At 70.8% G+C, this 17,855-nt stretch carries 12 protein-coding genes; 5 read left to right on the top strand and 7 right to left on the bottom strand.

From position 1 onward, the window contains the following. Positions 1 to 123 precede the first annotated feature (123 nt). Both ACZ63I_RS15315 and ACZ63I_RS15320 read left to right on the top strand, forming a co-directional pair. Complete coding sequence (locus ACZ63I_RS15315) at positions 124 to 318, top strand: helix-turn-helix transcriptional regulator (protein WP_469338874.1); 195 nt, start codon at positions 124 to 126, stop codon at positions 316 to 318. Between the two features lie 71 nt (positions 319 to 389). Continuing rightward, a complete protein-coding gene (locus ACZ63I_RS15320; protein WP_469338876.1) occupies positions 390 to 644 on the top strand; it encodes a heavy-metal-associated domain-containing protein in 255 nt (84 codons plus the stop codon). Between the two features lie 402 nt (positions 645 to 1,046). Here the strand turns inward: ACZ63I_RS15320 and ACZ63I_RS15325 are convergent, their stop codons facing one another. The 5 genes from ACZ63I_RS15325 to ACZ63I_RS15345 form a co-directional block, all read right to left on the bottom strand. Further along, on the bottom strand, positions 1,047 to 2,360 hold the full coding sequence (locus tag ACZ63I_RS15325; protein WP_469338877.1) for a citrate synthase: 1,314 nt from the start codon (positions 2,358 to 2,360) through the stop codon (positions 1,047 to 1,049). 175 nt (positions 2,361 to 2,535) lie between these two features. After that, positions 2,536 to 4,755, bottom strand: a complete 2,220-nt coding sequence (recD2, locus tag ACZ63I_RS15330) for an SF1B family DNA helicase RecD2 (protein ID WP_469338878.1) — start codon at positions 4,753 to 4,755, stop codon at positions 2,536 to 2,538. Positions 4,756 to 4,999: 244 nt separating this feature from the next. Then, positions 5,000 to 5,809, bottom strand: a complete 810-nt coding sequence (locus ACZ63I_RS15335) for a sugar phosphate isomerase/epimerase family protein (protein WP_469339244.1) — start codon at positions 5,807 to 5,809, stop codon at positions 5,000 to 5,002. Between the two features lie 56 nt (positions 5,810 to 5,865). Beyond that, positions 5,866 to 7,026: a dihydrodipicolinate synthase family protein gene (locus ACZ63I_RS15340; protein ID WP_469338880.1), complete on the bottom strand. Its 1,161-nt coding sequence runs from the start codon at positions 7,024 to 7,026 to the stop codon at positions 5,866 to 5,868. Next, a complete protein-coding gene (locus ACZ63I_RS15345; RefSeq protein ID WP_469338881.1) occupies positions 7,023 to 8,174 on the bottom strand; it encodes a Gfo/Idh/MocA family protein in 1,152 nt (383 codons plus the stop codon). The genes ACZ63I_RS15340 and ACZ63I_RS15345 overlap by 4 nt, the downstream gene beginning before the upstream one ends. 134 nt (positions 8,175 to 8,308) lie before the next feature. Between ACZ63I_RS15345 and ACZ63I_RS15350 the strand changes: the two genes are divergently transcribed. The 3 genes from ACZ63I_RS15350 to ACZ63I_RS15360 all read left to right on the top strand — a co-directional run bounded on the left by ACZ63I_RS15350 (position 8,309) and on the right by ACZ63I_RS15360 (position 12,300). After that, a complete protein-coding gene (locus ACZ63I_RS15350) occupies positions 8,309 to 9,385 on the top strand; it encodes a LacI family DNA-binding transcriptional regulator (protein WP_469338883.1) in 1,077 nt (358 codons plus the stop codon). Positions 9,386 to 9,468: 83 nt separating this feature from the next. Continuing rightward, on the top strand, positions 9,469 to 10,251 hold the full coding sequence (locus ACZ63I_RS15355) for a sugar phosphate isomerase/epimerase family protein (RefSeq protein WP_469338884.1): 783 nt from the start codon (positions 9,469 to 9,471) through the stop codon (positions 10,249 to 10,251). A 375-nt stretch (positions 10,252 to 10,626) separates the two neighbouring features. After that, on the top strand, positions 10,627 to 12,300 hold the full coding sequence (locus tag ACZ63I_RS15360) for a glycoside hydrolase family 3 protein (RefSeq protein WP_469338885.1): 1,674 nt from the start codon (positions 10,627 to 10,629) through the stop codon (positions 12,298 to 12,300). Between the two features lie 72 nt (positions 12,301 to 12,372). Here the strand turns inward: ACZ63I_RS15360 and ACZ63I_RS15365 are convergent, their stop codons facing one another. After that, positions 12,373 to 13,824, bottom strand: a complete 1,452-nt coding sequence (locus ACZ63I_RS15365) for a S28 family serine protease (RefSeq protein WP_469338886.1) — start codon at positions 13,822 to 13,824, stop codon at positions 12,373 to 12,375. 87 nt (positions 13,825 to 13,911) lie between these two features. Continuing rightward, a complete protein-coding gene (locus ACZ63I_RS15370; protein WP_469338887.1) occupies positions 13,912 to 17,799 on the bottom strand; it encodes an ABC transporter ATP-binding protein in 3,888 nt (1,295 codons plus the stop codon). Positions 17,800 to 17,855: the final 56 nt, after the last annotated feature.

Consider the following 17,855-nt stretch of genomic DNA (forward strand, 5'->3'; position numbering starts at 1 on the left):
TGTCACACATGTCTCCGTTACGCGGGTATCGCGTTGCGACCGGGCGACAAGAGCCCTCACGCCATTACTCTGCGTGCCTGATTGGGCACAGGCTGGGTTGATCATCAGCGAGAGGTGCCATTCATGACGGACAAGCGGCTCTGGTCGTACAAGGACATCGCGGCGCACATCTCCGTACAGCCGGACACCGTCCGCTCGTACCGCAAGCACGGGCTGCTCCCACCCCCCGACCATGTGGAGAACGGCAAGCCCTACTGGTACGCGGACACCGTCCGCACCTGGGTCGCCAACCGTCCGGGCAACCGGGGCAGGCGCTGACGCGAGCCCATACCCCCTAGGGGTAACATTTCCCCCGACTCTGTCAGCAAGGCCCCGAAGAGGAGATTGTCATGACTGCCGAGGCACCTGCCGGAACCACCCCGGCCACCGGCACCATCACCACCGTCTACCAGGTCACCGGCATGAGCTGCGGGCACTGCGAGGGGGCCGTCAGCGGGGAGATCTCGGCGCTCGCCGACGTGGTCTCGGTCCAGGCGGAGGCCGCGACGGGCCGGGTCACCGTCGTCACGAAGGCGGCACCCGACGAGGCAGCCGTACGGGCCGCCGTGGACGAGGCGGGGTATGAGCTGGCCGGGCTCGCCTGACCAACTCTTTGCCGCCGTGCCGCCTTCACAGGGGGCACAAGTCCTTCACAAAGAGATCTAGATCACATAGATTTATGGGTAACCATTCAGGGACCTGGCGTGTCTAAGAGGACGATGCCAGAGAGAACGTCTTGGGGGACGTTCATGGGATGTCTTGGGGGACGTCCCAGGCAAGCGATTGGCCGGGGCACGTGCACCGGGGAGCTTGAGCGGCCCTCCCGTGCGTACGTACCCCGGTCCGACCGCACCCGGGTGACCGCAGGTGGTCATCCGCACAGCGCCCGGCCCGGATCCCGTGGGGGGAATCCGCTCCGGGGATATGGAAAGCGCCCCGTTCGTCAACCCGTGGGGGGATTGGCGGCGGGGCGCTTTTCGCTTAGGCGGCGGGGTTGTACGGGGTCGTCAGCGGCCTTCGACCGGCACGAAGTCGCGCAGGACCTCGCCGGTGTAGATCTGCCGCGGACGGCCGATACGTGAGCCCGGCTCCTTGATCATCTCGTGCCACTGGGCGATCCAGCCGGGCAGCCGGCCGATCGCGAAGAGCACGGTGAACATCTCGGTCGGGAAGCCCATCGCGCGGTAGATGAGGCCCGTGTAGAAGTCCACGTTCGGGTACAGCTTGCGCTCGACGAAGTAGTCGTCGGCCAGAGCGTGCTCTTCGAGCTTGAGCGCGATGTCGAGCAGCTCGTCGGTCTTGCCGAGCGCCGACAGCACGTCGTGCGCCGCCGCCTTGATGATCTTCGCCCGGGGGTCGAAGTTCTTGTAGACGCGGTGCCCGAAGCCCATGAGCTTCACGCCGTCTTCCTTGTTCTTCACCTTGCGGATGAAGGAGTCGACGTCGCCGCCGGCGGCCTGGATGCCTTCGAGCATCTCCAGCACCGACGCGTTGGCGCCACCGTGCAGCGGGCCCCACAGGGCGCTGATGCCGGCCGAGATCGAGGCGAACATGTTCGCCTGCGAGGAGCCGACGAGCCGCACGGTGGAGGTCGAACAGTTCTGCTCGTGGTCCGCGTGCAGGATGAACAGCTTGTCCAGCGCGGAGACGACGACCGGGTCCGGCTCGTACTCCTGCGCGGGGACCGAGAAGGTCATCCGCAGGAAGTTCTCGACGTACCCGAGGTCGTTGCGCGGGTAGACGAAGGGGTGACCGATCGACTTCTTGTACGCGTACGCCGCGATCGTCGGCAGCTTGGCGAGCAGCCGGATCGTGGAGAGGTTGCGCTGCCGCTCGTCGAACGGGTTGTGGCTGTCCTGGTAGAACGTGGACAGCGCGCTGACCACGGACGACAGCATCGCCATCGGATGCGCGTCACGCGGGAAGCCGTCGTAGAACCGCTTGACGTCCTCGTGCAGCAGCGTGTGCTGGGTGATCTCGTTCTTGAACGACGCGAGCTGGTCCACGGTGGGCAGCTCGCCGTTGATCAGCAGATACGCCACCTCGACGAAGCTCGACCCCTCGGCGAGCTGCTCGATCGGGTAGCCGCGGTATCGCAGGATGCCCTGCTCGCCGTCGAGGTAGGTGATGCCGGACTTGTAGGCGGCGGTATTGCCGTACCCGCTGTCCAGCGTCACAAGACCGGTCTGCGATCGGAGCTTCCCGATGTCGAAGCCCATGTCGCCGACGGTGCTGTTGATCACCGGATAGGTGTACTCGCCGTCGCCGTACCGCAGTACTACCGCGTCGTTGTCGCGTTTCTCGCTCACGTCATCCCTCACCGACGTAGTGCCTCTTCTTCGAGGTGCCCTGACTGTCTCTACCATCCCCCATTTGGCGCAGGAGAGTGCACTCGGGGTCGACCATTAGGCCTATTGGCGGCACTGAGTGCCGCCAACCTGTTCATCCTGCCCCCTTCGCCCTGGTTCCGGTAGTCCCCGATGATGTTTCGCACGCTCATCCGGCGCCGGCCAGCCGGTGATCCACCGCGGTGAACCGCCTGCCTGCCGAGACCGTGCGCACCGCCTGCCCCAGGGCCTTGCGCGAGCCCACCAGCACGACCAGCTTCTTGGCCCGGGTCACCGCCGTGTAGAGCAGATTGCGCTGGAGCATCATCCAGGCGCTGTTGGTGACCGGGATGACCACGGCCGGATACTCGCTGCCCTGCGAGCGGTGGATCGTGACCGCGTACGCGTGCGTCAGCTCGTCCAGCTCGTCGAAGTCGTACGGCACCTCCTCGTCCTCGTCCGTCAGCACCGTCAGCCGCTGGTCGTCCAGGCTGAGCGAGGTGACCACGCCGACCGTGCCGTTGAAGATCCCGTTCTCCCCTTTCTCATAATTGTTCCTGATCTGGGTCACTTTGTCCCCCACGCGGAAGACCCGGCCGCCCAGCCGCTTCTCCGGCAGCTCGGGTCTGGCGGGCGTGATGGCCTGCTGGAGCAGCCCGTTGAGCGCGCCTGCCCCTGCCGGGCCCCGGTGCATGGGCGCCAGCACCTGCACGTCCCTGCGCGGATCGAGACCGAACTTGGCCGGAATGCGGCGGGCCGCCACATCGACCGTGACCCGGCCGGCGTCCTCCGTCTCGTCCTCGACGAACAGGAAGAAGTCCGCGAGGCCCTGGGTGATCGGCGGCACGCCCGAGTTGATGCGGTGCGCGTTGGTGACCACCCCCGACTGCTGGGCCTGCCGGAAGATCCGGGTGAGCCGCACCCGGGGCACCGGGCCGCCCTCGGCGAGCAGATCCCGCAGCACCTCGCCCGCGCCCACCGAGGGGAGCTGGTCGACATCGCCGACCAGCAGCAGATGGGCACCCGGTGCCACCGCCTTGACCAGCTTGTTGGCGAGCAGCAGATCCAGCATCGACGCCTCGTCGACCACCACCAGATCGGCGTCCAGCGGCCGGTCCCTGTCGTACGCCGCGTCCCCGCCCGGTTTCAGTTCGAGCAGCCGGTGCACCGTGGACGCCTCGGCGCCGGTCAGCTCCGCCAGCCGCTTGGCCGCCCGCCCGGTCGGCGCCGCCAGCACGACCTTGGCCTTCTTGGCCCGCGCCAGCTCCACGATCGAGCGGACGGTGAAGGATTTGCCGCAGCCGGGGCCGCCGGTCAGCACCGCCACCTTCTCCGTGAGCGCGAGCCGCACCGCCTGCTCCTGCTCGGGCGCCAGCTTCGCGCCCGTACGCCCGGCGAGCCAGCTCAGCGCCTTGTCCCAGGCCACGTCGCGGAAGGCCGGCATCCGGTCGTCCCCGGTCCGCAGCAGCCTGCGCAACTGGGCGGAGAGGGACAGCTCGGCGCGGTGGAAGGGGATCAGATAAACGGCGGTGACCGGCTCGCCGCCGTCGGGCCCCGGCACCGTCTCCCTGACGACGCCTTCCTCCTCCCCCGCCAACTCGGCGAGGCACTCGATGACCAGGCCCGTGTCCACCTGGAGGAGCTTCACCGCGTCCGTGATCAACTGCTCCTCGGGCAGGAAGCAGTGCCCCTGGTCGCTGGACTGGGACAGCGCGTACTGCAAGCCGGCCTTCACCCGCTCCGGGCTGTCGTGCGGGATGCCGACGGCCTGTGCGATCCGGTCGGCGGTGAGGAACCCGATGCCCCAGACGTCCGCCGCGAGGCGGTACGGCTCGCTCTTGACGACGGAGATCGACGCGTCGCCGTACTTCTTGTAGATCCGCACGGCGATCGAGGTGGAGACGCCGACGCCCTGGAGGAAGATCATGACTTCCTTGATGACCTTCTGCTCCTCCCAGGCGACGGCGATCATCTTCGTCCGCTTGGGGCCGAGGCCCGGCACCTCGACGAGCCGCTTGGGCTCCTCCTCGATGATCCGCAGGGTGTCCACCCCGAAATGGCCCACGATCCGGTCGGCCATGACCGGCCCGATGCCCTTGATCAGGCCGGAGCCCAGATAGCGGCGGATGCCCTGGATCGTCGCCGGAAGGATCGTTGTGTAGTTCTCGACGGTGAACTGCTTGCCGAACTGGGGGTGCGAGCCCCAACGGCCCTCCATCCGCAGCGACTCACCGGGCTGGGCACCGAGCAGCGCGCCGACGACCGTGAGCAGATCGCCGCCCCGGCCGGTGTCGACCCGCGCGACCGTGTAGCCGTTCTCCTCGTTGGCATAGGTGATCCGCTCAAGAACGGCTTCGAGAACGGCGAGCGACACGGGTGCGTTGGGCATGATTCAGACGCTACCGCCGCCGTCCGACAACGCGACGGGCCTGTGGATACCTTTGGACACCTGTGGATAAACGAACAAGGGGCCCGGTCCTTGCGGACCAGGCCCCACGTGTTCCCCCCACCCATCAGGACTTCCCGAATCCCCCCAGATCCCTCCCCGGAAGCCCTGATGCCATGTACGACACGCGTCCCTGCCGAAGGGTTGCACGACTTCGTCGGTTATTTTCCCGCGACTACTTTCCGCGCTACTCTCCCGGCCGCAGCGCGTGCGCCACGAACCGTGCCGCGACCTCGGTGAGCAGTTCGACGCCGTCACGCGCCCACAGCTCGTCGTTGAACAGCTCGACCTCGATCAGCCCCCGGTAGCCTGTCGCGTCCACCCGCTCGCACCACGCCCGCAGGTCGACCGCCCCCTCGCCGAGCTGGCCGCGGCCGTTCAGCACCCCGGCGGGCAGCGGCGTGACCCAGTCGGCGAGCTGGAAGGAGTGGATCCGCCCGGCGGCCCCGGCCCGCGCCACGGCGGCGGGCGCCCGGTCGTCCCACCAGAGGTGGTACGTGTCCACGACCACGCCGACCTGGTCGGCCGGGAAGCGCTCCGCCAGCTCCAGCGCCTGGTCCAGGGTGGAGACCACACAGCGGTCGGAGGCGAACATCGGGTGCAGCGGTTCGATCGCGAGCCGTACGCCGCGTTCGCCCGCGTGCGGGGCGAGTTCGGCCAGCGCCTCGGCCACCCGCTCCCGCGCCGCGGGCAGATCCCGGCTGCCGGGCGGCAGCCCGCCCGACACCAGGACGAGCGTGTCGGTGCCCAGCGCGGCGGCCTCGTCCACGGCCGCGCGGTTGTCGGCCAGCGCCGCCGACCGCTGCCCGGGGTCGGTCGCGGTGAGGAAGCCGCCCCGGCACAGCGAGGTGACCACGAGCCCGGCGTCGCGCACGAGTTGGGCCGCGGCCTCGACGCCGTACGCCTGGACGGGCTCGCGCCACAGGCCGACGGCCGGCACACCGAGCCGTACGCAGGCCTCGGTCAGCTCGGGCAGCGAAAGCTGCTTGACCGTCATCTGGTTGATGCTGAACCGGGCCAGGCCCTCGGCGGACAGCTCGCTCACCGTGCCGCTCACCGGTCCACCCCGTACACCCCGAGCAGGGCCGCCATCCGGGTCTCGGCCAGGGCCGGGTCGGGGAACAGCCCTAGCCCGTCGGCCAGTTCGTACGCACGTGCCAGATGGGGCAGCGAGCGCGCCGACTGGAGCCCGCCGACCATCGTGAAGTGGTCCTGGTGCCCGGCCAGCCAGGCGAGCAGGACGACCCCGGTCTTGTAGTAGCGGGTCGGCTGCTGGAAGAGATGCCGGGACAACTCGACCGTGGGGTCGAGCAGTTCGCGGAAGCCCTTGCTGTCGCCCGTGTCCAGGACGCGTACGGCTTCGGCGGCCAGCGGTCCGAGCGGGTCGAAGATGCCCAGCAGCGCGTGGCTGAAGCCGCGTTCGTCCCCCGCGATCAGCTCGGGGTAGTTGAAGTCGTCGCCGGTGTAGCAGCGGACCCCGTCCGGCAGCCGGCGGCGCAGCTCGACCTCGCGCCGCGCGTCGAGCAGCGAGACCTTGATCCCGTCGACCTTGTCGGGGTGTTCGGCGATGACCCGCAGGAACGTCTCGGTCGCGGCGTCCAGGTCGGTGCTGCCCCAGTAGCCGGCGAGCGCGGGGTCGAACATCGGTCCCAGCCAGTGCAGGACGACGGGTTCGGCCGCCTGGCGCAGCAACTGCCCGTAGATGGCGAGGTAGTCGTCGGGGCTCTTCGCCGCGGCGGCGAGGGCCCGCGAGGCCATCAGGATGGCCTGCGATCCTGTCTCCTCGACGAGCGCGAGCTGTTCCTCGTACGCGGCGCGCACCCGCGCCAAGGTGTGCTCCCCCGGCGGGAGTTGGTCGGTGCCGACCCCGCAGGCGACGCGGCCGCCGGTGGCCTTCGCCTCGGCGGCCGAGCGGCGGATCAGCTCGGCTGCGCCCGCCCAGTCCAGGCCCATACCGCGCTGGGCGGTGTCCATCGCCTCGGCGACGCCCAGGCCGTGCGACCAGAGATGGCGCCGGAAGGCGAGCGTCGCGTCCCAGTCGACGGCCGCCGCCCCGTCGGGGCTGGTGTCGGCGTACGGGTCGGCCACGACATGCGCGGCGGAGAAGACCGTACGGGACGTCAGGGGCGGCCCGCCCGCGGTGAAGTGGGCCGGTTCGGCGCGGGGTTGGTAGCTGCGGACAGCGCCGCCGGGTGCGGGCAGCCGGAGCGTCACAGCGTCAGCTCCGGCACCTCGAAGCGGCGGCCCTCCGCCGACGAGCGCAGGCCCAGCTCGGCGAGCTGCACCCCGCGCGCGCCTGCCAGCAGGTCCCAGGGGAACGGCTCGTCGAGCGCGACATGGCGCAGGAACAGCTCCCACTGCGTCTTGAACCCGTTGTCGAACTCGGCGTTGTCCGGGACCTCCTGCCACTGGTCCCTGAACGGCTCGGTCGCGGGCAGGTCCGGGTTCCACACCGGCTTGGGGGTGGCGCTGCGGTGCTGTACGCGGCAGCGGCGCAGCCCGGCGACGGCCGAGCCGTGCGTCCCGTCGACCTGGAACTCGACGAGTTCGTCGCGGTTGACCCGCACCGCCCAGGAGGAGTTGATCTGGGCGACGGCTCCCCCGGCGAGCTGGAAGATCCCGTAGGCGGCGTCGTCGGCCGTGGCCGCGTACGGCTTGCCCCGCTCGTCCCAGCGCTGCGGGATGTGGGTCGTGATGTGCGCCTGGACGGTGGTGACCCGGCCGAACAGCTCGTGCAGCACGTACTCCCAGTGCGGGAACATGTCGACGGTGATGCCGCCGCCGTCCTGCGTGCGGTAGTTCCAGGACGGGCGCTGCGACTCCTGCCAGTCGCCCTCGAAGACCCAGTAGCCGAACTCGCCGCGTACGGAGAGGATCTGGCCGAAGAACCCGCCGTCGATGAGCCGCTTGAGCTTGAGCAGGCCCGGCAGGAAGATCTTGTCCTGGACGACGCCGTGCTTGACGCCGGCGCTCCGCGCGAGGCGTGCCAGGTCGAGCGCGCCTTCGAGGTCCGTCGCCGTCGGCTTCTCGGCGTAGATGTGCTTGCCCGCCGCGATCGCTTTCTTGACGGCTTCGACGCGGGCCGATGTGACCTGCGCGTCGAAGTAGATCTCGACGGTCCCGTCGGCGAGGACGGCGTCCAGATCGGTGGACCACTCGGTCAGACCGTGCCGCGCGGCGATCTCCTTGAGTGCGTGCTCCCTGCGGCCGACGAGGACCGGCTCGGGCCACAGGACGTCGCCGTCCCCGAGGTCCAGTCCGCCCTGGTCGCGGATCGCGAGGACGGACCGCAGCAGATGCTGCCGGTATCCCATCCGCCCCGTGACGCCGTTCATGGCGATCCGCACTGTCCTGCGTGTCACGAAGTTCCCTCCATACGACCCTAGCAAGCGCTTTCTATAGGGTATGAAGCTAGCCTGCGATCACGGTCGGGGACAAGAGCCCCACCGCGATCCGCCGTGTCACCCATGGACCGAGCCCCGACGGAGGAACAGCGATGACAGTCACCCTGGCGGATGTGGCGGCCCGCGCCCGGGTGTCGCCCGCCACCGTCTCGCGCGTGCTGAACGGCAACTACCCCGTCGCCGCCGCCACCAGGGACCGGGTGCTGCGGGCGGTGGACGACCTCGACTACGTACTGAACGGCCCGGCGAGCTCGCTCGCCGCCGCCACCTCCGACCTGGTGGGCATCCTCGTCAACGACATCGCCGACCCGTTCTTCGGGATCATGGCGGGGGCGGCGCAGGCGGAGATCGGCGGTCTGGAGAGCGGGGGCAGGGCGGGCGGCGAGAAGCTCGCCGTCGTCTGCAACACGGGCGGCTCGCCCGAGCGCGAACTGACCTATCTCACCCTGCTCCAGCGCCAGCGCGCGGCGGCCGTCATCCTCACCGGCGGCGCGCTGGAGGACCCGGCGCACATCGCGGCGATGGCGGCGAAGCTGGCGAGGCTCGCCGACGCGGGCACGGCGGTCGTGCTGTGCGGCAGGCCGCCGCTGCCGGACAGCGAGGCGATCGTGGCCTCGCTCGCCTTCGACAACCGGGGCGGCGGACGGCGGCTGACGGAGCATCTGCTCGCGCTCGGCCACCGCAGGATCGGCTATGTGGCGGGCCCGCAGGAGCGCACCACGACCCGGCACCGCCTTGAGGGCCACCGCGAGGCGCTGCGAGCCGCGGACGTGCCCGAGGACCTGACGGCCGACCAGGACCTGCTGACCTTCCACGGCCCCTACACCCGGCGCTCCGGGTACGAGGCGACGGTGGAACTGCTGCGCCGCGCCCCCGATCTGACCGCCGTGGTCGCCGCCAACGACACGGTCGCGCTGGGCGCCTGCGCCGCCATACGCGACAAGGGGCTGCGCATCCCGCAGGACGTCTCCGTCGCCGGCTTCGACGATCTGCCGTTCTCGGTGGACGCGGTCCCGGCGCTCACGACCGTACGGCTGCCGCTGTACGAGGCGGGCGCGCGGGCGGGCCGGCTGGCGATGGGCCGGGAGACACCCCCGCCGGGCGGCATCGCGACGATCTCGGCGGAGCTGATGGCGCGCGCTTCGACGGCGCCGCCCCGGGGGGCGTGAGGCGTCCGCGCCCGTTGAGTGGGCAGAGGTGAGACCGGAGCCGACGTGTAAGCGGCCCCTCGCCGTTCGGAAAGGAACGTCAAGTGAAGTTCGCGTTCTCCACCCTGGGAGTGCCGGGGCTGCCTGTCGCGGACGTGCTGGAACTGGCCACCACCGCCGGCTACCAGGGCGTCGAGCTGCGCGGCCACCCCGAGGAGCCCGTCCATCCCGGCATCGGGCAGGCGGAGCGGGCCGCCGTGGCCGACGCGTTCAAACGCGCGGGGGTGGAGATCCTGGGGATCGCCGGATACGCGCGGGTCGCCGACCCGGCCGCCGACGACGAGGCGCTGCGCGCCGAGCTGGACGGCCTGCTGCACCTCGCGGCGGACCTGGGCGCGCCCTTCGTCCGCGTCTTCCCCGGCGGCGGCGACGCGGAGCCCGCCGAGGCGGACGCCGCCGCGGCCCGCCGCCTGGGCGCTGCGGCCGAGCTGGCGACCGACCTGGACGTGCGGATCCTGCTGGAGACCCACGACTCGCACCGCACGGGCGCGGCGGCCGCCCGGGTGGCGGGCCAGGTGGGCCACCCGCAGGTCGGGGTCCTCTGGGACCTGATGCACACGTGGCTGGGCGGCGAGTCCCCCACCGTCACCCACGCCGCCCTCGGCCCGTACCTCGGCTACGTCCAGGTGAAGGACATCGCGTCGGCCGAGGACACCACCCCGCTGCCCCTGGGCGCGGGCGTGCTGCCGCTGGCGGAGTGCCTGGCGGTGCTGGACGACGACGCCTGGGTCTGCTGGGAGTACGAGAAGCGCTGGTACCCCCAGGCGGCGGAGCTGCCGCCGCTGCTGCGCGCGGGCCGCGAGTACGGGGCGGGGTTGCGCCCCTGACGGCCGCGTGCGGCGCGCGGCGCCCGCCCGGCCGAGCACTGGACGCACACCACCCGACGGCGCCGCGCAAAGCACCGCCCGGCGCCGTCGTGGCGAGCCCCGCGCTTCCTCCTTTCAGCCGCGCACCCCTTGACTGGTAGTTACTTTCTGGATAACGGTGAACCCCTGAAAGTTTCCTTCACCCCTCACAGCGCACGGCCGGAAGGAGCACCTGTGCACGACCGGAACATCTCCAGACGCACCCTCCTCAGCTCAACCGCCGTAGCGGCGGCAGCCGTTGCCTCCACAGGCGTCGTCAGTACGTCCGCGGTGGCGGACCCCGGCGGGCGGGACAGGGGGCGCGCTCGCGCCCGTCTCCGCCGTGTCGTCGACCGGATGAGCCTGGAGGAGAAGGTCGGGCAGCTCTTCGTCATGCGGGTGTACGGGCACTCCGCGACCGCTCCCGACCAGGCCGACATCGACGCCAACCTCACCGAGATCGGCGTGCGCACGGCGGCCGAGCTGGTCGAGAAGTACCACGTCGGCGGGATCATCTACTTCGCCTGGGCGCACAACACCCGCGACCCGCACCAGATCGCCGCGCTCTCCAACGGCATCCAGAAGGCCGGGCTCGCCAAGAAGACCCCCGTGCCGCTGCTGGTGGCCACCGACCAGGAGCACGGGATCGTCTGCCGCATCGGCAAGCCCGCCACGCTGCTGCCGGGCGCGATGGCGTACGGGGCGGGGCGCTCGCACGACGACGCCCGTACGGCGGGCCGGATCGCCGGGGCCGAGCTGCGGGCGATGGGCGTCCGGCAGGACTACGCGCCGGACGCCGACGTGAACGTCAACCCGGCCAACCCCGTCATCGGCGTACGCTCCTTCGGCGCCGACCCGCAGGCCGTCGCCGGCCTGGTCGCCGCGCAGGTGAGCGGGTACCAGAGCGCCGGGATCGCCTCCACGGTCAAGCACTTCCCGGGGCACGGCGACACGAAGGACGACAGCCACTTCGCCATCCCCACCATCAACCACACCGTCGAGCAGTGGACGGAGATCGACGCCCCGCCGTTCAAGGCGGCGATCGACGCCGGCATCACGGCGATCATGACGGCGCACATCATCGTCCCCGCCCTCGACCCGAGCGGCGACCCGGCGACGCTCTCCCACCCCATCGTGACCGGTGTGCTGCGCGAGCAGCTCGGCTACGACGGTGTGGTGATCACCGACGCGCTCGACATGGCGGGCGTACGGGAGAAGTACGGCGACGACCGGGTGCCGGTGCTCGCCGTCAAGGCGGGCATCGACCAGTTGCTGAACCCGCCGGACTTCCCGCTCGCCTACAACTCCGTGCTGGCGGCGGTCAAGAGCGGCGAGATCAGCGAGGAGCGCGTCGAGGAGTCCGTTCTGCGGATCTTCGAACTCAAGGACCGGCTCGGCCTGTTCGACGATCCGTACGTCCCGGAGCGGGAGGTGGACCGGGTCGTCGGCACCCGCGCCCATCTGGCGGCGGCCGACCGGATCGCCGAGCGGACCACCACGCTGCTCGTCAACAAGGACGGGCTGCTGCCGCTGAGCCGCCGCAAACAGCGCGACGTGCTGGTCGTCGGCGCCGACCCGGCCTCGCCCTCGCTCTCGGACGGACCGCCGACCAAGGTCATCGCCGCCGCCCTGACCGAGCTGGGCTTCGACGCCACAGCCCTGTCCACAGGGACGGCCCCGACGGCGGCGCAGATCGACGCGGCGGTCACCGCTGCCGAAGGCAAGGACGCGGTCGTCGTCGCCACGTACAACGTCTCGGCGACCAGCTCGCAGCGCACGCTGGTCAGTTCGCTGATCGCGACCGGCGTGCCGGTGGTCACGCTCTCCATCCGCAATCCGTACGACATCGCCCAACTGCCGGACGTACGGGCCTCGGTCGCCGCCTACGCCTGGACGGACGTCGAACTGCGCGCCGCCGCACGGGTGATCGCGGGCAAGGCGCGCCCGCGCGGCCGGCTGCCCGTCCCCGTACAGCGCGCCGACGACCCGGCGCGGGAGCTGTATCCCATCGGGTACGGGCTCGGCTACTAGCCCTGTCCGACCAGGGCCCGGACATGGCTGAGGGCGGGAGAGCACTCCTCTCCCGCCCTCAGCACCGGTGAGTTACGGCCTCAGCGCCGGCTCCCGCTCGATCTTCCGCGCGTCGAGCTTCGCGTCGAAGCGCGCCAGCGGCTTCGCCTTCGCCTCGTCCTGCCGCACGGCCGCCGGTGCGACGCCCGCCCAGTCGAGGATCCTGGCCGTGGCCTTCGCCTTCTGGTCGGCGACCAGACCCGCCACGTTCGCGCCGTGGTTGGCGCCGGGCGCCGTGAACACGTAGCTGTCACGCGCCCCGTGGCCGACCCGGAAGCGCTCGGAGCCCCACGGGTCGTTCTGCCCGTACACGAACAGCATGTGGTCCGCGTGGTGCTGGACCCAGTTGTCGACGTCCGGCATCACCCGCGGGTCGAACTTCATCGGGATGTCGCGCGGCACGAAGTTGCGCGGCGGCTGGTAGCCGTAGCGGCTCAGGTTGCCCAGGTACGGCTGCTTGATGTCGGGCGAGCCGAGCTGGGTGCCCGCCTGGTAGTAGTACGGCGTGTACTGCTCCAGACCCTGGTCCGTGTAGGCGGAGAAGCCGGAGATCTGGTCGACGATGTCGTAGATCTCCTGGTCGGACGCGGTGGCGGCGGGGATCTCCGCGCAGTCCGACACCAGGCTGTACTGCCAGAACGCCCAGACGAAGTCGAGGACGACCGCCTCGTACGCCTTGTCGAGCGTGCCGACGGTGGTGAACGTGGCGCCGTTGGCCTCCGCCCAGTCCTTGTACAGCTTCTCCAGCGGCCCCCGCCGGATCAGCGCCTCGCGCTGCACGGCGTCGAGCTTGTCGCGGCACTCCTTGGTGCCGACCTGGGTGAAGAACCGGTCGTACGCCGAATCCTCCTTGTTCACCACGTCGTTGGGCGCGACGTAGGCGACGACACCGTCCATGTCGCGCGGGTAGTAGCGCTCGTAGTACGTGGCGGTCATGCCGCCCTTCGAGCCGCCCGTGGCGAGCCAGTTCGCCCGGTAGATCTTCTTCAGCGCGCCGAAGATCCGGTGCTGGTCGCTGGCGGCCTGCCAGATGTCCAGCTTGGACCAGTCGGCGGGCTGCGGCCTGGACGGGGTGAAGTAGCGGTACTCCAGCGAGACTTGATTGCCGTCCACGATCTGCGTCGGCTCGCTGCGGCTCGCGTTGGTGGAGACGTTGTAGCCGCCGGTGAAGAAGACCGTCGGCCGGCTGGTGTCCTTGTGCAGCAGCGTCAGCCGCTGCTGGAAGGTGCCCTTGGACGGGTGGCGGTGGTCGATCGGCTGGGTGTAGTTGAGGACGAAGAAGCGGTAACCGGCGTACGGCTTCTCCTGGATCAGGCTCATCCCCGGGATGGCGAGGATGCGGTCCTTGATGTCCTGGGAGGCCGTGGCGGCCCCGGCGGTCTGGTGGTCCGCACTGTCACGTTCGGCGGCGGTGGCCGCACCGGCTGTGCTCGCCGCGCCTATGAGCAGCACGAGGGACAACAGCCATCTCAGCGCCTTGCGCATTCACACTCCCTGTGTTCATGTCAGACGCCGCGAACCTAACCCGTCCCGAACCCGGACCGCCAGACCCTCAGCCGCACCGCCGGACCCTCACACCACGGCGGGCTCGTCCTCACCCACGAATCCCTCGCCGATGAAACTCGCCCACAGCCGCGCGTAACGCCCGTCCAGCGCCAGCAGTTCGCTGTGGGTGCCGTCCTCCACGACGCGGCCGTGGTCCATCACGACCACCCGGTCGGCGCGGGCCGCCGTGGTCAGCCGGTGGGCGACCACCAGCGTCGTACGGCGCCCGCTGAGCCGGTCGGTCGCCTGGTTGACCAGGGCCTCGCTCGCGAGGTCCAGCGCCGCCGTCGCCTCGTCGAGCAGCAGGATGTCCGGGTCGACGAGTTCGGCGCGGGCCAGCGCCATCAACTGCCGCTGCCCCGCCGACAGGTTGCGGCCGCGCTCGGCGACCTCGTGCAGATAGCCGCCGTCCAGCGTCGCGATCATCTCGTGCGCGCCGACGGCGCGGGCCGCCGCCTCCACCTCGGCGTCACTCGCCTCGGGCCGCCCGTACGCGATGGCGTCACGGACCGTACCGGCGAAGAGATACGCCTCCTGCGGCACGACGCCGAGCCGGTGGCGGTAGGCCGCCAGATCCAGGTCGCGCAGATCGACGCCGTCGGCCGTGACCCGGCCGCCCGTCGGGTCGTAGAACCGGGCGACCATCTTGACCAGCGTCGACTTGCCGGCGCCCGTCTCCCCGACGAAGGCGACGGTCTGGCCCGCCGGGATCCGCAGATCGACCCCGCGCAGCGCCGCCTCCTCCTTGCCCGCGCTCTCGCTCGTGTACGTGAAGTCGACGTCCTCGAAGGCGATTTCGCCGCGCAGCGACGTGACCACCACCGGCTTCCCCGGCGCGACCGTGGACGTCGGCTCTTGGAGCAGTTCCTGGATGCGGCCCAGCGAGACCGTCGCCTGCTGGTAGCCGTCGAAAACCTGCGAGAGCTGCTGCACCGGCGCGAAGAACAGGTCGATGTAGAGCAGGTAGGCGACCAGCGCGCCGGTGGTCAGCGTGCCCGCCTCGACCCGCCCGGCACCGACGATCATCACGGAGGCGGCGGCCACCGACGACAGCAACTGGACGAAGGGGAAGTAGACCGAGATCAGGAACTGGCCCCGGACCCGGGCCTCGCGGTAGTGCTCGCTGCGCGCCGTGAACCGCGCGTCGCCGTCCCGCTCCCGCCGGAACGCCTGCACGACCCGCAGCCCGGACACCATCTCCTGGAGGTCGGCGTTGACGACGCTGATGCGCTCGCGCGCCAGTTGGTACGCCTTGACGCTCTTGCGGCGGAAGAAGAACGTGCCGGCGAACATCACGGGCAGGGTCGCGAAGACCACCAGCGCGAGCTGGATGTCGATGACCATCAGCACCGCGAGGATGCCGAAGAAGGTGACCACCGAGACGAAGGCGGTGACCAGACCGGTCTGCAGGAACGTGGACAGCGCGTCCACGTCCGTGGTGATCCGGGTCATGATGCGGCCGGTCAGCTCGCGCTCGTAGTAGTCGAGGCCGAGCCGCTGGAGCTGCGCGAAGATCTTCAACCGCAGTGCGTACAGCACGCGTTCGCCGGTGCGGCCGGTCTTGCGGGTCTCGCCGATCTGCGCGGCCCACTGGACGGCGACCACGAGCAGACCGAGCGCGGAGGCCGCCCACACCGCGCCGAGCGCCAGCTTGTTGACGCCCTCGTCGATGCCGTGCCGGATCAGGATCGGCAGCAGCAGGCTCATGCCCGCGTCGACGGCGACGAGCGACAGGCTCACCAGCAGCGGCAGCCCGAAGCCGCGCAGCAGCCTGCGCAGTCCGTACGACTCCTCGGCGGCGACCGCACGTGCCTCGTCCACCTCGGGGGTGTCCGTGGCCGGCGGCAACGCCTCGACCTGGGCGAGCAGTTCGGCGGTCGCGCCGGGCGCGGCCGAGTCCGGGCGCGGGGTCTCGTCGCGCTGCCACAGCGCCGACGTGATGCCGCGCTCGGCGTCGAACTCGGCGTCCAGCTCCTCCCGTACGGTGTGCTCGTCCGCCAGCGCGGCCTCGGCCAGCGCCTCCGCGTCGGGCAGCGGCACATGGCCCGGCGAGACCTCGCCCAGCTCCTCGGGGTCGGTCAGCAGCCGCCGGTAGAGGGCGGAGTCGCGCTGCAGCTCCTCGTGCGTGCCGATGGCGGCGAGCTTGCCCGCCTCCAGGACGGCGATCCGGTCGGCGAGGTTGAGCGTGGAGCGGCGGTGGGCGATGAGCAGGGTCGTACGCCCGGCCATCACCCCGCGCAGCGCCTCGTGGATCTCGTGCTCCACCCGGGCGTCGACCGCCGACGTGGCGTCGTCGAGGAGCAGCAGCCGCGGGTCGGAGATGATCGCGCGGGCCAGCGCGATGCGCTGGCGCTGGCCGCCGGAGAGGGTCAGCCCCTGTTCGCCGACCTTCGTGTCGTAGCCGTCGGGCAGCGCGGTGATGAAGCCGTGGGCCTGGGCGGCGCGGGTGGCGGCGTGGATCTCCTCGTCCGTGGCGTCCGGCTTGCCCTGGGCGATGTTGGAGCGGACGGTGTCGGAGAACAGGAAGCTGTCCTCGGGCACGAGCCCGATGGCGCCGCGCAGCGAGTCGTACGTCAGCTCGCGCACGTCATGGCCGCCGACGAGGACGGCGCCGTGCGTCACGTCGTAGAAGCGCGGTACGAGCAGCGAGACGGTGGACTTGCCGCTGCCCGACGAGCCGACGACGGCCACGGTCTCGCCGGCCCGCATCTCCAGGGAGAAGCCGTCGAGTACCGGTCGGCCTTCCTCGTACGCGAAGGACACGTCGTCGAACTCGACGGACGTCTCGGCGTCCGCGGGCAGTTCCTTCGTGCCCTCGGTCATGGTGGGTGCGGTGTCGATGAGTTCGAGGACCCGCTCGACGCCCGCCCTGGCCTGCTGGCCGATGGTCAGCACGACGGCGAGGCTCCTGACCGGGCCGACGAGCTGGGAGAGATACGTGGAGAAGGCGACGAAGGTGCCGAGGCTGATGTGGCCGCGGGTGGCGAGCCAGCCGCCGAGGGCCAGCATCGCGACCTGGCCGAGGGCCGGTACGGCCTGGAGCGCGGGCGTGTAGCGGGCGTTGAGCCGGATGGCGCGCAGCCGCCCGGCGAACAGCCGCCCGCCGACCGCGCGGAGCTTGCCGGTCTCCTGGTCCTCCTGGCCGAAGCCCTTGACGACCCGCACCCCGGTGACCGCGCCTTCGACGACCCCGGCGACGGCGGCGGCCTGCGACTGGGCGTACCAGGTGGCGGGGTGCAGCTTGGTGCGGCTGCGGCGGGCGATGTAGTAGATGGCGGGGGCGACGGCGAGCGCGATCAGCGTCAGCGGCAGCGAGAGCCACGCCATGATCACCAGCGAGACCACGAAGAGCAGGACGTTGCCGATCGTCATCGGCAGCATGAAGAGCAGGCCCTGGATGAGCTGGAGGTCGCTCGTGGCGCGCCCGATGACCTGGCCGGTGGAGAGCTTGTCCTGGCGGCGCCCGTCGAGCCGGGTGATGGTGCGGTAGATCTCGGTCCGCAGATCGTGCTGGACGTCGAGGGCGACCCGGCCGCCGTGGTAGCGGCGGAGGTACGTCATGGCGTAGACGACCACCGCCGAGGCGATCAGCAGGGAGGTCCAGACGGCGAGGGAGCGGGTGCCCGAGCCGATCACGTCATCGATGACGATCTTGGTGATCAGCGGGATGAAGGCGGTGACGGCCATGGCGACGAGCGAGGCGCCGAGGGAGATCAGCACCTTGGTGCGGTAGCGCCAGGCGTATCCGGCGAGCCGCCGCGCCCAGGTCTGCCTGGTCGCGGGCGCGGGCGCCGAGGCCGTACGGTCGCCCGCCCCGCCCTCCGCCGGGCCTCCCGTCCGGCCCTCCCCCGCCGAGCCGTTCCCCGCCGCCGGTTCCTCCGCCGCTGTCCGGTCCTCCGCCTGTCCTGCCGCCACCGATGCCGCCTCCCGCTGTGCTGTTCTGCCGGAAGGCTCCAACGTAGGCGACCTCG

The sequence above is a fragment of the Streptomyces sp. NPDC087906 genome (assembly GCF_055584925.1).